This window comes from Microbispora sp. GKU 823, assembly GCF_002027145.1.
Taxonomy (GTDB): domain Bacteria; phylum Actinomycetota; class Actinomycetes; order Streptosporangiales; family Streptosporangiaceae; genus Microbispora; species Microbispora siamensis.
The window spans coordinates 1-15076 of sequence record NZ_MWJN01000055.1 but is presented as its reverse complement, the minus strand read 5'-3'; the positions used below and the strand labels follow the sequence as shown (position 1 = coordinate 15076).

Genomic DNA, 15076 nt, shown 5'->3' with positions numbered 1-15076 from the left:
TCATGAAGAGAAGAGAGACCATGACGAGCGACGGTGTGTCCGAACCCCGGTTGAGGATCGACGGCAAGCCGTGCGACGAGAGTGCGTTCCCGCACGTGTGGAGCAGGTGCATCGGCGCCGGGCGAGCGAACGAGGCGCTGCGCGCGGACTGGCAACGGCAGTTCGCCGAGGTCGTCGACGCGTGCGGATTCCAGTACATCCGCTTCCACGGCGTCTTCCACGACGACATGTTCGTGTACCGGGAAAGCTACGGCGGCGGTTTCGGCGAGAACGCGCCCCTCGCCTCGCCCGTGTACACGTTCAGCTACGTGGACAAGGTGTTCGACTTCATCGTGGACCGCGGTGTCCGTCCGTTCGTCGAGCTTGGCTTCATGCCGCGCGAGCTGGCGACGGTGACCGAGACGGTGTTCTGGTGGGGCGCGCACTGCAGCCCGCCCAAGGACATGGCGCGCTGGGTCGAGCTGGTCACGAGGTCGGTCGAGCACTGGATCGACCGGTACGGCCTCGACGAGGTGAGGCAGTGGCGATTCGAGGTGTGGAACGAGCCGAACCTGGTTCCCCATTTCTGGACCGGGACGAAGACCGAGTACTTCGAGCTTTATGAGCAGACCGTTACGGCGATCAAGAGGATTGACCCCGGGTTGAAGGTGGGCGGGCCCGCCACGAGTGTCTTCGTGCCGGACGACCGCTACAAGGGCGAAGTCGAGGACCGTGCCGCGACGCACGCGACGGCCGGCGCGGCCGACGTGGACGCGCTCGACTGGCGGCCGGTGTGGGTCGAGGACTTCATCGCCTGGTGTGCGGAGCGCGAACTGCCGATCGACTTCATCTCGACCCACACGTACCCCACCGACTTCGCGTTCGGCGCCGACGGCGAGGCGGTGCAGATCACCCGGTACGCCGACGCGACGTTCGACGACCTGACCCTGCTTCGCAAGCTGGTGAGCAACAGCGCGTACCCCGACGCCGAGATCCACATCACGGAGTGGTCGACGTCGCCGTCATCCCGTGACTACATCCACGACACGCTGTTCGCGGCGACCTTCATCACGCGGTCGTACCTGCAGTGCGCCACCCTCGCCGACTCGATCTCCTACTGGACCTTCACGGACGTGTTCGAGGAGGGAGGCGCCGGGATCGGGCCGTTCCACGGCGGATTCGGCCTGGTGAACGAGAGCGGCATCCACAAGCCGACGTTCCACGCGTTCACGATGCTGGAAAGGCTCGGTGACCGGCTGCTCCTCTCGACGTCCGACGGGGTCGTGACCCGTGACAGCCGGACGTCGGCCGTGTCGGCGGTGTTCTTCAACTACCCGGAGGACATGGCCTTGCGGGGTGTCCGGTCGGAGAACTCGTACCCCGCGACACGCGCGCTGGCCGAGATGGGGCCGAGCCGGAGGATCCGGCACTCGATCGGCGGGCTGGAGCCGGGCACCGCGTTCCTCGTCGAGATCGTGGACTGGGAGCACGGCAACGCCGCCGAGGCCTGGTATCGGCTCGGGTCCCCTCTCAACCCGTCCCGGACCGAGAGCGAATACCTGAGCAGAGTCGCCGACTCGCTCCTCAGGTTCACGCTGACCGTGCCAGAGACCGGTGTGCTCGACCTCGACGTCGAACTCGCGCCGTGGGCGGTGATGTCGCTCAGGCAGTCGGCGTGACCGCACGGCGCCTTCCCCTTCCCGGCCTTCCCCTTCCCGGCCTTCGCCTTCCCGCTCAGGCGGCGAACAGGAGGAGCAGGCCCACCACGGTGTAGACCACCATCAGCACGAGCAGGGGAACCTGCCCGAGTACGGCGGTCCGGCGCGGGAACAGGGCCAGCGCACGGTCGTGGGCCAGGACGGTGCCCAGCACGTGGCCGATGACGATGACCGTGACCTGGAGGGTGGCGACTCCGGCGGGGGTGGTGCCGAGCGCCTGGATGGTCCATCCGGCGGTGCCGAGCCAGTCGGCTCCGGTGTCCAGCGGGTCGGACAGCAGGGCGATCGTCCGCTGCCCTTCCAGGAGGAACAGGGTGTAGTAGTGGGCGACGACGTATCCGACGGCTATCGGCACGATCGAGTGGGCGATCTCGCCTGCGGTCGTGCCGGGCTCGGCCGCGCCCCATCGGCCCGCGAGCGCGGTCGCGGCCCGGTACGCCGCGAGCACCAGGCCGATGACGATGACCAGGCCGGCGGTGCCCGTGACCGGCACCGGCACCGCGCTCTCCTGTACGAAGCGCACCCATACCGGGGCGTTGGACAGGCTGTCGTACATGGTGGAGCCCAGGAGCACGACCACCAGTGCCGTCAGTCCCGGTGCCGGTCGTAGCCCGGCCATCCCGTCCAGGGAGTTGCGCCAGACCGCGACGCCGTCGCGGCGCCTGTGCACGGGGGCGAGCCTGCCCACGAGGTCGCTGTAGACCTCGAACGGATCGGCGTGGTCGAACCACCGGGAGCCGAAGACGACCGCTCCGGCGAGCATGAGCACGGTGTAGGCCGCGAGCCATGCTCCGATGACCGGCAGGGTGGCCCGTTCGGGGGCCACCAGTTCCAGCCAGACGAAGGCGAACAGGCCGGCGCAGGCGGGCCAGTATCCGAGGGCCGCGGGCATCGGCCTCAGGCCGAGCTCGGGGTCGCGTCCGAGCCCCTTGCAGGCCAGCAGGTGCAGCGTCCGCAGCGGGTTCAGGCCGCGCCACACCGGGCCGAACAGCAGCGACAGCGGCACCAGGCCGACCCAGAACAGCACGTAGAACGCCCCGGCCGTGGGGTTGTCGGCCCGATCGGGACCGAAGATCAGCCCGATGCAGAAGTACGCCGCGGCGACGAGCCCGGCGATCCGCCAGACCCACCGCCAGGCCGGTGCGGTCACCGCCGTCTGGATGACGGTGGGCAGTGAACGGGCACCGGTGAGTGCGCCACCCAGTCGCGGTTGTCTCCACAACGCGCCGAGCGCCACGAACGACACCAGCAACGCGAGGATCGCGCCGGTCAGCGCGGCCGAGAACGGGATCGGCAGATCCTGACGGCCGCCGATGCCGTGAGCCAGCAGCATCCCGCCCGCCTAACGCACGACGAGCTGGAACAGCTGCAGTCCCGACTCGTGGGTCTCCATCTCGAACAGCCCGGTCTCGTCGGCGACGAACTCGATGCTCGCGGGCGTGCCGGGCTGCAGGCTTGCCTCCTTGTCGTACCCGTGCAGGTGCGCCTCATCGGCGACGTCGCTGGTCACCGTGATCCGCACCGTCTGCCCCTTGGTCACCTCGATCCGTCCCGGCGGCGGCGTGACCTTCCGACCGGCGACGGTGACCGTGATCTCCTTCACGGCCGGAGTCGGCGGGGCGGCGGAGCCGACTCGGCAGGAGCCGGGGCCGACTGGGCGTGGGTCGCGGCATCCGACCCGCCACAGGCCGACGTGGCCATCAGCAGGGCCACGCCGAGCGGGAACGCGGCGAGCAACGGGCGCAGGCGCGCAGGGGGCGATCGTCATGGGGGGAGTTCTCCTGAAGGGGGTGGGGCAAGTCAGCGTCGCCTGGTGGACTTGGGGCGCTGTGGAGTACGGGACGCCGACGGGCGTGCGGGTTTCTTGGCCTGCGGGCGGCCGGGAGCCGGCCGGGCCGCCGACGCGGCCGGCACGGGCCGCCGTGCCGCTCGCGCCACCAGGACGCCCGCTCCGATGACGAGGAGCGCGGGCACCAGCCATACCGACAGCCCGGTGCCGGAGTCGGCCGGCTGCGCTGTCCGGGCGGCGGTGCCGGGTGTGCCGGTTTCGGGCACGGCGCCTTGACTGCCGCCGGTTTCGGGAACCGCGGCCGCGCCGGCGCCGGTCTGGGGCACAGCGGGGCCCATCGCCGCCGGGCTCCCGCCGGTCTGTGTTGCCGGGGCCGGGCTCCCGCCGGCCTGTGCCACCGGGGCCGGGCTCCCGCCGGCCTGTGTTACCGGGGCCGGGCTCCCGCCGGCCTCTGGCACCGGGGCCTGCGTGCCGCTCCCGGGCTCGGCCGAGGCGAGCAGGATGGCGTCGGGTTCGTTGTCCGGGGCCTGCCAGCCCTTGGGCGGCCCCGAGGTCCTGCCCTTGTAGGTGAACCGCAGTTCTCCCCGCACCGGCTCGCCGTCGGAGGCGATCGACAGGTAGCGCACTACGTACTCGCCCTGCTTCGGCCAGTAGGCGACGGGGATCTCCGCGGGGTACCCGGTGTTGTACACGCTCGGTTCCCACACCCCGTCGACGAGGTTGTACTCCTGGACGGGCTTGTCGAGGCGTTTCGGCTGACCGTGCGTCCAGGGCCGGTCGACGCGGGCGCCGCCGGGGGCGTGACCGCGAAATACGCGTTCGGGGCGGGCGCCTCGGTGAAGTAGAGCGCGAGGGACTCCATCGGCTCGCGCACCGTACTGTCCTTGACCGGTGTCGACATCGCGAGCTGGCCATGAGCGAAGGCGGGGGCCGCCAGGGCGTCATCGCCAGCACGCCGCCGACGACCAGCAGAAGCAACCGGCCCAGCCAGCGCGCCATCGTCACTTCTGCTCTCCACGAGGTACGGCCCCTGGATGGGGAGATGCGGCTCGGGCCGGTGAGACCGATCGCGTCGAGGCTAACGACTTTCGCCACGAATGAACAGAACTTGATGCGTTCGCAACAGAAGTGGGGTGAGCCCGGCGATGACATCGAGGACGTTCCCCGGCGGCCACATGTGGGCCGAGGCCTTCCCGCGAATCCGGGCAGGCTGCCGAGGATTCGCAGGAAGGTCTCCGCGTGTCGGTCAGAGCGCGGTGATGGTCCATTGGTTGTTGGTGTTGCTGTTGGGCGTCCACATGCCGACGGCGGAGCCGGCGGTGGTGTAGCCCATGCCGTCGAGGGACGTCCCGGTGCCGCGGTTGACGATCTGGTAGCGGCCGTTGCCGAGATCATTGAGGCGCCACTGCTGGTTGTTGCCACCGTTCCAGGCCGACTGCCTGGCGTTGGCGCCGTTGGCGGTGTTGCCCCAGCTGTCGGCCACCATGCCGTTGGTGCGGTTGACGATGCGATACCACCCGCCGCCGAGGTCCACCAGCTGCCACTGGAGATTCGTGCTGCCGTCCCAGTTCCACTGCTTGAGGTTCGACCCCGACGCCACGTTGCCGCCGCTGTCCAGCGCCAGACCGGTGGTGACGTTGGCGATCCGCACGTAGCCGGTCGGGGTGGAGCCTCCCCCGGACCCGGTCAGGCGATAGGTGCGGCCGGCCTGGCCGGGCAGCGCGATGACGTCGGCCTCGGGCTTGGTGACGGTGACGGCACCGCCGGTCGCGGCGTCGACCACCTGGTAGGTCCCGGTGAAGATACGGCTGCGCACGTTGACCGTGCCGTCACGGTCGAACTTGACGAGGATCTCGATGGCCCCATCGGAGCTCCAGGTCGCGTCCACCGTGTAGCCGCCACGTCCCCGGAGGCCCTGCACTTTCCCGCTCGGCCACGCAGAGGGCAGTGCGGGCAGCACGTGCAGCTCGCCGTTGTGGCTCTGCAACAGCATCTCGGTGATGCCGGACGTGGCGCCGAAGTTGCCGTCGATCTGGAACGGCGGGTGCAGGTCGAACATGTTCGGCGCGAGCCGGTCCGTCCTCACCAGCAGGCCGATCAGGTTGCGCGCCCGGTTGCCCTCCTCCATCCGTGCCCAGTAGTTGATCTTCCAGGCGAGGGACCAGCCCGTGCCGTCGTCGCCGCGCAGTTCGAGCGTCCGCCGCGCCGCGTTGTACAGGGTGGGTGTGCCGCGCTTGGTGATCTGGTTGCTGGGGTGCAGGCCGTACAGGTGCGAGATGTGCCGGTGGTTCTGCTCGGTCTCCACCCAGTCGTACAGCCACTCCTGGATGTTGCCGCGCGAGCCGACCTTCATCGGAGCCAGCCGGTCGCGAGCGGCCAGGACCTGGCTCCGGAAGCTCGCGTCCGTGCCGAGGACCTCGCTGGCCTTGGCGCAGCCGTTGAACAGGTCACGCAGGATCTGGTTGTCCATCGTGGGGCCGGCGCACACGCTGACGCCCGAGTGGTGGGTCAGCTCAGGCGAGTTCGACGGGTTCGTGACCAGATACCCCAGGCTTGGCTCCTGGACGAGCGTCTCCAGGAAGAACTGCGCGGCACCCTTCATCGCCGGATAGTACTGCCGGAGGAAGTCGAGGTCGCCGGTGAAGAGGTAATGGTCCCAGATCATGGTGGACAGCCACGCGCCGCCGGTCTGCCACATACCCCATGTCGCGCCGTCGACGACCGACGAGCCCCGCCACCCGTCGGTGTTGTGGTGGGTCACCCAGCCCCCGGCGTTGTACTGAACGCGAGCCGTGCGGGCGCCGGTGACCGTGAGGTCGTTGATCATCCGGAACACCGGCTCGTAGCACTCCGACAGGTTCGTCGTGTCGGCCGGCCAGTAGTTCATCGGCAGGTTGGCGTTGAGGGTGTACTTCGAGTCCCACGACGGGGTCAGCGAGTCGTTCCAGATGCCCTGCAGGTTGGCCGGCTGGGTGCCCGGCCGGGAGGAGGAGATCAGCAGGTAGCGGCCGAACTGGAACAGCAGCGCCGAGAACTGCGGGTCGTTGGTGGTGGCGTGCTGCGCGATCCGCACGTCGGTCGGCTGGTCGCCGCCGAGGTGCGGCCGAGGTCGAGCGTGGTGCGGCCGAACAGCCGCTGGTAGTCGGCCACGTGCCGGGCGCGCAGGTCGTCGTAGGTCCTGCCGTTGGCGGCGTCGAGGTATCGCCGTGCGATGCCCTGGTAGTCGCCGCTGGTGTCCTTGTAGTTCACGTAGCTGGAGCCGATGGAGATCAGCACGGTCACGCTGTTGGCGCCCCGTACCTGGAGGGTGCCGCCGGAGCTGCTGACGCTGCCGCCGTCGGCGACGGCCCGGGCCAGCGCCAGGAACCTGACCTTGCCCGACAGACCGCGCTGGTCGCCGGAGACGCCGTCGAGCGCCACCGTCGTGCCGTCCGGGCTGGAGCGCGTCGTCCGCTGGGGGCTGTCGAACGTCGCGGAGAACGTGATGGACCCGGGCTTGTCGGCGGTGAGGCGGATGGCGATCACCTGGTCCGGCGCGCTCGCGAGCACCTCTCGCCGATACCGGACGCCGTTCTGCAAGTACGTCGTCGTCGTGGTGGCCGTGGTCAGGTCAAGGAACCGGTTGTACTCCGAGACGCCGCTGGCGCTGCCGAAGGTCAGCCGCAGATTGCCCACGGTCTGGTACGCCAGCTGAGCGGAGGGATTGCCCAGCATGTTCTGGTCGATCAGGCTTTGGGCCTGGCTCCACTGGTTCTGGAAGACCAGTTGCCGGATCTGCCCCAACGCCGCCGCGCCCTTCGTGTTGCTCTGGTCGTACGGCCCCCCGGCCCAGATCGTGTCCTCGTTGAGCTGCAGCCGCTCGGTGTCGACGTTGCCGAACACCATGGCACCCAGGCGGCCGTTACCGATCGGCAGCGCACGCAGCCAATCGGTGCCGGCGCTCGCGTCGTACCACAGCGCCAGATCGTTGGCGGCGCGTACCTCCGGCGGCGGCGCCGACGCAGCCCGCGCAGTGGCCGTCCACTGCACCGGCAGCATCGCGGCTCCGGCGCCGATCGCACCGAGTCTCAGCAGTTGCCTTCGCGATACATCAGCCATTGAGGTTCTCCAAACGCATGGGTTGCGGGGCGGACGGCCTTCGTCCGGTACGACCACGAGGCCGGCACCGACGAGGCATGGCGGCGGGTGGGCGGGACGCTTGGGCGGCGCCAGGCCGTGTGGCACGTGGAAAAGGCGAGCCGGTCCGCGCGGATTTCGGGCGGACCGGCTCGTGTGAGGCTCTCGCCCGCGCGGGACGGCGATCAGGCCGCTCCGGTAAGGGATTGCGGGTCAGGTGCGGGTCCATTTCTGGTTGGTGCCGCCGTGGCAGGCCCAGATCTGCGTCTTGGTGCCGTTGGCGGTGCCGGCGCCGGACACGTCCAGGCATTTGTTCGCGCCGACGGCGGTGATGGTGCCGTCGGTGTTGAGGCGCCACTTCTGGTTGTTCTGGCCGTTGCAGTCCCAGATGATCACGCTGGTGCCGTCGGCCGTGGCGCCGCCGTTGACGTCGAGGCACTTGTTGCCGTAGACGCGCAGCTCACCGGCGCTGGTGGAGGTCCACTGCTGGTTGGCCTGCCCGTTGCAGTCCCAGATCTGCGCCTGGGCGCCGTTGGCCTGGGATGCGCCGTTGACGTCCAGGCACCGCCCCGACGCCACGCCCTTCAGTGCGCTCGTCGCCGGCGGATTGCCGGTAGGAGAAGCCGTCGGCGAGGGAGAGGGTGAGGCCGGCGGGTTGTCGCCTGCGAACTGCGCGAAGAAATTCCACACCACTGGCCTGGTCCAGGAGTTCTCGCCAGGTTCGAGGTCGCCGGACTTCCCGTCCACGGGATTCGGCGTGTGACCCGCGTCGAACGCCGCCCACGCGACCGGATACCCGGCTCGGCACCCCGAGTAGTAGGTGACGATGTGCGTCAGGCTGCCCTGCGCCGGCTCCGGCGGGTTCTGGGGCGTGCAGCCGTTGTTCCTGACGAACGTGTCACGCAGCCCTCGGCCCAGAGAGATGTTGAGCACCGGGTCCCTGAGGCCGTGCAGCCCGATGTAGGCGATGGGCTGGGTGCCGCCGCTGCACCCGCTGAGTTGTGCGCCGGAGTAGACCGCCACGGCGCGGAAGACCGTCGACCGGGCGCAGGCGAGCGCGTAACTCATGCCGCCGCCGTAGCTGAAACCCATGGCGAAGCGCTGCGTCGTGTCGACGCAGAGGTCCGCCTCGATCCGCCGGATCATGTCGTCGACGAAAGTGATGTCCTCACCGCCGGAATTGGCCCAGCCGTTGTTGACACCCTGCGGCGCGACGAAGATCGCCGTATTGTTCGACAACGCCCTGAGCCCGTAATAGGACCACGGGTACCCGCTGGTTCCACCCGAGTCGACGTCATTTGCGGTGCCACCGTTCCAGTGGAATCCGAAGATCAACCGGTAGGGGGTCGTGTTGTTGTAGTTGTCGGGAATTCTCAGGATGTAGCTGCGATTTTTCCCGCTGGTGGTAATCGACTGCGTACCGCTTCTCAGCGTCGGAGTCTTGCCGCATCCCGCGGTGGCCGCGAGGGCGCTCTTCCTGGCGAGCGACGTGGTCGCGCTGTCGCCCAGCGCCGTCTGCGCAGTGGCCAGAACGAGCAATGCCGCGGTCGCGACAGCGGTGAAGAGGGACCTGTGCCTCGACATCACGCAAGTTCCTTTGCCGTTCCCGTGGTGACACACGTAGATGGGGGAGTCATTCTTGCCTGCACCTTTTCTGGGGTGACCGCGTCGGTCAGCCGAATTTTCCGGTCGGTGAACCGGTGAATATGCGGGTCGACCCGGCGCGCGCGTTCCGCCTATCGAAACCGCCGGTTTGGCGCCCAGGGACAGACCGGTCGCCGCAGGTCATGTTAGCGCTCACATCAGGCGCCGTGATCGAAACTCCTTTCTTCCGGGAGGCTGGAGCCTGTGGTGCAGCGGAGCAAATATGACCGTGACAAGATTTGTCAACATCGGGTCTTTCCGGCGCGGCGGGACCCTTGCCCGAGACGAGCCGTCGCTCCCGCGTCTGACCAGGGGAGCGCCCGTGGTCACCACCGGCGTGCCACGATGAAACTTTCACCGCCCGGCGATCGAATCGTTCCGGAGGACGCGAACGGGCGGTCAGGCCGGCCGGCCACCCCAGCCCTGCCCGGCGGGGGTGGGCGGTAGCGCGGGGACGCGGCCTAACGCCGCAGCCGTACGGGATCGGCCGGTCCGCTGCGGCGGACGAGCCAGGCCTCGGTGATGTGGTTGAACATCGCCTCGGAGGCGCCCTCGGGATCGTGGGCGGCGATGCGTTCGTAGATGCGCCGGTGGCCCAGGTTCGACGCCACGCACAGGGCTCGCTCGGTCCGGCCCATGTAGCGGGCGGTGTTCACGACCTGGCTCTCCAGTGCCCGTACGACGCCTCGGGCGATGCGGTTTCCCGACGCCTGCATGATCGTGTCGTGGAAGGCGCGGTCGCTCTCCGCGTACGTGGCGGGGTCGTCCACGAGCTCGTCCATCTGGTCCACCAGCGCGCGCAACCGCTCGACCGTGTCCGGCCCGGCCAGGCGGGCGGCGACGTTCGCCATGTCGGACTCGAGCACACGCCGCGTCACGACGAGGTCGTCGAGAATCGCCAGGCTCTCGTCCTCGGCGATGGTCGCGGCGAGGACGAGCTCGTCGAGCATGTCCCACATCGCGGGCGGGGTCACCATCGTGCCGGCGCCCTGGCGGACCTGCACCAGCCCCTTCTCCTGCAGGACTTTCACGGCCTCCCTGACGACGGTGCGGCTCACGGAGAAGGCTTCGCACAGCGCGGGCTCGGGGGGCAGCGGCGTCCCCGGCGGGTGCACGCCGCGTACGATACGCTCCACCAGCTCGGCGGTCACCGCTCGGGCGAGGCTGGCCGGGCGTCGTACCCAGGCCGGTGGCGCCGGGGTACCGCCGGCCGTTTCCTGCGATGCCGTCATATCCCCCTCCGGTGGCCCTGGCCAAGGAGCGCCACCGCGCCAGTATACGCGACGTCTATTGACGTCAGACGTCATACGAGTTACCTTTCGCCGGACACGGCCGGGTCCGCCGGCCGCTCTCGGAGAGTGAGAGCAGCGATGAAGCAGAGAGCCTTGTGGTCGGCGGTGATGGTCGCGGGACTGACCGTGGCCGGCTGCGGGAGCGCGGCACGGACGGAGTCCCCGTCCGGAGACTCTCAGCAGAAGCAGCAGAAGCTCGTGGTCTGGGACTGGAAATCAAGTGAACCGACCGCGGCGGCATATATCGAGAAGGCGAAGGCCGACTTCGCCAAGCGGCATCCCGGGGTCACCGTCGAGTTCGTCGCCCAGCCGTTCGACCAGTACTACACCCTGCTGGGCACGGCCATCCAGTCCAACAAGGGGCCCGACGTCATGCTCTTCAACGGCGGCGGGCAGATCCGTGACCGGGTCGACGCGCTCCTTCCGCTGGACCAGTACGTGGCCGGGGACAAGAGCCGGTTGGCGGGCTGGGACGCGTTCAGCAAGGACGGCAAGATCTACGCCGCGCCGGTGACCCTGCAGGGACACCCGATCTACTACAACAAGGCGCTCTACGAGAAGGCCGGTCTCGACCCGGCGAACCCGCCCAAGACATGGGACGAGTTCGCCGGCGACTGCGCCGCCATCAAGAAGGCGACCGGGGCGTCGTGCTTCGCGCTCGGCAACAAGGAAGGCTTCGGGATCCAGTTCTTCATGTCGGGCCTCGGATCCGGCATCCTGACGCCGCAGGAGTACGACGACTGGATCGGCGGGAAGCGCGACTGGACCTCTCCCCACGTGAAGCGGATCTTCGAGTTGTGGAAGGACGCCAACGACAAGGGGCTGAACAACAAGGGCGCCAACTCCACCGCGATGTTCACCGACATCTTCCGAGTCTTCGAGACCGGGAAGGCCGCCCACATCATCGGGCTGATGTCGGATATCGGGCACTGGAAGGACTTCGGCGAGTTCCTGCCGCCCGACAAGATCGGCGTCATGCAGGCCCCCGTCGTCGCCGACGGGGCCACCCCGAGCCTTCCGTACGACGGCGGCATCGGCTACGCGGTCGCGAAGTGGACGAAGGATCCGGGGCTGGCCGCCGATCTGGTGCGCTCCCTGACCTCGACCGACGCCTTGACCGCGTTCTACTCCAAGGCCGGTGCGATCGCGTCCGACACGACGATCGACGTCTCGCAGGCCGGCCCGGCCGTCGCCGCGATCGTGTCCGAGATCAAAACAGGCAAGCCCGCCCTGCACGTCGCGCTGTCCTCCAAGACCCTGGACCTGATGGGAAGGCTGTCCCAGCAGCTCCTGAGCGGGTCGACCACGGTGGACAAGGCGGTGGAGCAGCTGGCCGCCTCCGACCGGGCGGGCTGATCGCGTGCCGCTCGGAGGTTCGTCGCCGTTGGTCCGACCGGCAGGTTCCGGGCGGGCCGGCGGAGAGACGACGAAGCAGCGGGGACCTCGCGAGGGGGCGGCTACCCGGCCGGCCTCTCGTGGGGCGCGCGCGGAACGCCTCGCCCCCTACGTCCTGGTGGCCCCGGCCGTACTGATCATCGTGCTGCTGCGGCTGTGGCCGCTCGTCCTGGGGGTCAACTTCTCCTTCACGGGCGACGGCGAGCTCAACGGGACCCCGGTCGGCCTGAGCAACTACCTGGAGCTGGCCGGCGACCCGTTGTTCCACACCTCGCTGCGCAACGTCGGGCTGCTGGTGCTGCTGCTTCCCGTGGCGGTGGCGATTCCGGGCCTGCTCGCCACCTTCATCTATCTGCGCGTTCCGGGACACCGGGTCTACCGCAGCGTCTACTTCTTCCCGGCTGTGCTCTCCCCGGTGATCGTCGGTGCGATCTTCAACCTCATGCTCGGGTTCGACGGCCCGCTGAACGCCGCGCTCGGGGCGATCGGCGTCGGCCCGGTCGACTGGCTCGGCGATCCGGGCATCTCCATGTTCACGGTCGTCGGCGTGCACGTCTGGGCGACGTTCGGGATGGCGCTGGTGGTGTTCCTCGCCGGGTTCAGCACCCTCGACGCCTCGCTTCTGGACGCCGCCCGCGTGGACGGCGCGTCGCTCCGCCAGGTCATCTGGCACGTGATCATCCCGAGTCTGACGCGCACCATCCAGTTCGTCTTCGTGACCACGATGATCGGGATGCTGACGTCCATGTTCGGCCTGCTCTTCGTCATGACCAGCGGGGGACCGGAGGGATCGACCTACCTGCCGGAGTACTACATCTGGCATCAGCAGGGACAGATGAACCGGCCGGCGCTCGCCTCGGCCGCCTCGACGGTTCTCTTCGTCGTCATGCTCGTGGTGGGGCTCCTGCAGATCACTCTGCTCCGCCGCGCGGGGAGGCAGGACTGATGCCCGGCAGGCGTCTGGCCAGATGGGTGGCCGCCGTCCCGATGGCCGCCCTCGCGCTGGCGACGATCTATCCTCTCGTCTTCACCGCCAACGTCGCGATGAAGACCCGGCGCGACTACATCCTCGACCGGTTCTCCCCGACGGATTCCCTGCGCTGGGACAACATCGCCGAGGCGTGGACCGGCGCCGGAATGGCGCGGTATTTCGCCAACTCGTTCATCGTCGTGTCGTTCGCCGTGGCCCTGCTGCTGCTGTTGGGGTCGATGGCCGGCTTCGCGCTGAGCCAGTTGCGGTTCCGCGGCTCTTCGGTGATCTTCCTGGGCTGTCTCGCGGGGCTGTTCATTCCGTTCCAGGTGATCATGGTGCCGCTCACCAGGATCATGGCCGACAGCGGGCTCGTCGACACCTACCCGGGACTGATCCTGGCCTACGTCGCGCAGTTCCTCCCGTTCACCATCTTCCTGATGACGAGCCACTACAGGACCATTCCGGCGGAGATCGTCGACGCGGCCAGGATCGACGGAAACACGGTGTACGGGGTGTACCGGCGGATCATGCTCCCGCTGGGCGTTCCGGCGCTGCTCTCGGTAGGAATCCTCGACACCCTGTTCTGCTGGAACGATGTGCTGATCTCCCTGCTGATGATGCCGTCGCCCGAGCATCGGACCCTCATGATCGGTGTCAACTCACTGCGCGGACAGTACTCCGACGACATTCCCACCTTCGCCTCGGGAGTCCTGATCGCCGCGATACCCGTGCTGATGCTGTATCTCTTCCTCCAGCGCCAGATCGCCGACGGCGTCACCGCCGGTTCCACGAAGGGCTGACATGCGGATCACGGGGTATCGGACCATGACGACGGTCCAGGAATGGGGCCGTCCCGTCGGTGACGCCAACGGTGTCTTCCCCGACGGAGTCGTCTCGACGCCGATCGTCATGGTGGACACCGACGAGGGGATCACCGGCGTCGGCCTGGGGCCGCACGTGGAAATCGACGCCGTGTTCGCCGCCATCGAGGGCGAGGATCCGCGCGGCGTGACGGCGCTCTACGACCGGATGCTGCGGCAGACCTTCAAGGCGGGGCACGCGGGCGCCGTGTTCGGCACGATCGGAGCACTCGACACCGCCCTGTGGGACATCAAGGCACAGGCGGCCGGTGAACCGCTCTGGCGTCTGCTGGGCGGACGGGACAGGCGGGTTCCCGCCTACGCCTCGGGCCTCGACATCGGCCTGACCGACGACGAGCTCGTCTCCGTCTACCAGGTCTACGCCCAGCACGGTCTGCGGGCGGCCAAGCTCAAGGGCGGCCTCGACATCGAACGCGACCGGCATCGCCTGACGCTGGTGCGGGATGTCCTGACGGAGGCCGGGCAGGGATTGCGGCCGGGCCTCATGCTCGACGTGAACGAGGCATGGACCCGCAAGCAGGCGGTTCGGCACGTCTGCGAGCTCGAGCGCACTTTGGATCTCACCTGGATCGAAGAGCCGGTCCGGCGGTGGGACGCCGAAGGTCTGGCCGTCGTCGGCCGGGGGATCCGGGCCTCCGTCGCCTCGGGGGAGAACCTGACCGGGCTCGAGCAGTTCCGTCCGTTGCTCGCCGCGGGAGCAGTCGACATCGTCCAGACGGCCGCGGTCTGGGGGGTGACCCACTTCCTCCGGGTGTCCGCCCTGGCGCACGCCCATGAGCTGCCGGTCAGCCCGATCGGCACCACACCGGTCGCGCTGCTGCACGCCGCGACGTCGGTGCCGAACCACATGGCGAGTGAGTTGCAGGACCTCTACCCGCCGGTCGGGATGTCGCTCGACCTGTACGTCGAGAACGGCGCCTTCGTCCTCGGAGACACGCCGGGCCTCGGCATCACGATCGACGAGCAGGCGATCGACACGTTCGCGCGCCGGCCGAACACCGGGGCCGCCAAGGGCCCCAACATCCGGCCGGAGCACGCCGGGCGGCGGCTTCTCGCCGTGACCGGCGGCTCTTCACCGAGCGGTCTCCGGGGCGGGACGACGCCTTCCGCGGCCGACGCCGGCGTCTGAGCCCCACCCCGCGTCGGCACGGAGTGCGGGCGTCGGCAGGGAGCACGGAGTGCGGGCATCGGCAGGGATCAGCCGGAGGGGGAGAACAGGCGCTGCTGGATCTCTCTGCGGTAGTCGTCGAGTGTGTTGTCGATGTGTGTGGCGGCGGCGTGGGCGGCGG

The 15076-nt window shown here is 68.9% G+C and carries 12 protein-coding genes; 5 read left to right on the top strand and 7 right to left on the bottom strand.

Annotated elements, in window-relative coordinates; all coding sequences use genetic code 11:
- Window positions 1-20 precede the first annotated feature (20 nt).
- On the top strand, window positions 21-1658 hold the full coding sequence (locus B1L11_RS26105; RefSeq protein ID WP_079317024.1) for a beta-xylosidase: 1638 nt from the start codon (window positions 21-23) through the stop codon (window positions 1656-1658).
- A gap of 55 nt (window positions 1659-1713) precedes the next feature.
- On the opposite strand, the gene B1L11_RS26100 is transcribed toward B1L11_RS26105, so the two are convergent.
- The 7 genes from B1L11_RS26100 to B1L11_RS26075 all read right to left on the bottom strand — a co-directional run bounded on the left by B1L11_RS26100 (window position 1714) and on the right by B1L11_RS26075 (window position 10397).
- Window positions 1714-3030, bottom strand: coding sequence for a hypothetical protein (locus tag B1L11_RS26100; RefSeq protein WP_079317022.1), 1317 nt, complete (start codon window positions 3028-3030; stop codon window positions 1714-1716).
- Window positions 3031-3039: 9 nt separating this feature from the next.
- Entirely contained in the window at window positions 3040-3300 is a 261-nt protein-coding gene (locus B1L11_RS26095) for a hypothetical protein (RefSeq protein ID WP_143737561.1), read from the bottom strand.
- Between the two features lie 197 nt (window positions 3301-3497).
- A complete protein-coding gene (locus B1L11_RS26090; protein WP_143737560.1) occupies window positions 3498-4178 on the bottom strand; it encodes a hypothetical protein in 681 nt (226 codons plus the stop codon).
- Between the two features lie 554 nt (window positions 4179-4732).
- Window positions 4733-6559, bottom strand: coding sequence for an RICIN domain-containing protein (locus B1L11_RS48610; protein ID WP_218671308.1), 1827 nt, complete (start codon window positions 6557-6559; stop codon window positions 4733-4735).
- Complete coding sequence (locus tag B1L11_RS48605; RefSeq protein WP_218671307.1) at window positions 6481-7584, bottom strand: glycoside hydrolase N-terminal domain-containing protein; 1104 nt, start codon at window positions 7582-7584, stop codon at window positions 6481-6483. Before B1L11_RS48605 ends, B1L11_RS48610 begins: the two co-directional genes overlap by 79 nt.
- 231 nt (window positions 7585-7815) lie before the next feature.
- Window positions 7816-9186: a lectin gene (locus B1L11_RS26080; RefSeq protein ID WP_079317018.1), complete on the bottom strand. Its 1371-nt coding sequence runs from the start codon at window positions 9184-9186 to the stop codon at window positions 7816-7818.
- A gap of 521 nt (window positions 9187-9707) precedes the next feature.
- Window positions 9708-10397 carry a FadR/GntR family transcriptional regulator gene (locus tag B1L11_RS26075; RefSeq protein ID WP_218671306.1) on the bottom strand — a complete coding sequence of 230 codons (690 nt, stop codon included), beginning with the start codon at window positions 10395-10397 and terminating at the stop codon, window positions 9708-9710.
- 219 nt (window positions 10398-10616) lie between these two features.
- Between B1L11_RS26075 and B1L11_RS26070 the strand changes: the two genes are divergently transcribed.
- From B1L11_RS26070 to B1L11_RS26055, 4 genes are all read left to right on the top strand, one after another.
- Window positions 10617-11894, top strand: a complete 1278-nt coding sequence (locus tag B1L11_RS26070) for an ABC transporter substrate-binding protein (protein WP_079317014.1) — start codon at window positions 10617-10619, stop codon at window positions 11892-11894.
- 157 nt (window positions 11895-12051) lie between these two features.
- Window positions 12052-12879, top strand: a complete 828-nt coding sequence (locus tag B1L11_RS26065) for a carbohydrate ABC transporter permease (protein WP_218671305.1) — start codon at window positions 12052-12054, stop codon at window positions 12877-12879.
- Window positions 12879-13706 (top strand): carbohydrate ABC transporter permease, encoded by an 828-nt coding sequence (locus tag B1L11_RS26060; protein WP_079317010.1) that lies wholly within the window; start codon window positions 12879-12881, stop codon window positions 13704-13706. Before B1L11_RS26065 ends, B1L11_RS26060 begins: the two co-directional genes overlap by 1 nt.
- A 25-nt stretch (window positions 13707-13731) precedes the next feature.
- On the top strand, window positions 13732-14916 hold the full coding sequence (locus B1L11_RS26055; RefSeq protein ID WP_204052760.1) for a mandelate racemase/muconate lactonizing enzyme family protein: 1185 nt from the start codon (window positions 13732-13734) through the stop codon (window positions 14914-14916).
- The last annotated feature ends 160 nt before the right edge of the window (window positions 14917-15076 follow it).

What these genes read in the sequence shown, in the direction of transcription:
- B1L11_RS26105 (WP_079317024.1), top strand. Translation starts at nt 21, where the DNA reads ATGACGAGCGACGGTGTGTCCGAACCCCGGTTGAGGATCGACGGCAAG.
- B1L11_RS26100 (WP_079317022.1), bottom strand. Translation starts at nt 3,030, where the DNA reads ATGCTGCTGGCTCACGGCATCGGCGGCCGTCAGGATCTGCCGATCCCG.
- B1L11_RS48605 (WP_218671307.1), bottom strand. Translation starts at nt 7,584, where the DNA reads ATGGCTGATGTATCGCGAAGGCAACTGCTGAGACTCGGTGCGATCGGC.
- B1L11_RS26080 (WP_079317018.1), bottom strand. Translation starts at nt 9,186, where the DNA reads ATGTCGAGGCACAGGTCCCTCTTCACCGCTGTCGCGACCGCGGCATTG.
- B1L11_RS26070 (WP_079317014.1), top strand. Translation starts at nt 10,617, where the DNA reads ATGAAGCAGAGAGCCTTGTGGTCGGCGGTGATGGTCGCGGGACTGACC.
- B1L11_RS26060 (WP_079317010.1), top strand. Translation starts at nt 12,879, where the DNA reads ATGCCCGGCAGGCGTCTGGCCAGATGGGTGGCCGCCGTCCCGATGGCC.
- B1L11_RS26055 (WP_204052760.1), top strand. Translation starts at nt 13,732, where the DNA reads ATGACGACGGTCCAGGAATGGGGCCGTCCCGTCGGTGACGCCAACGGT.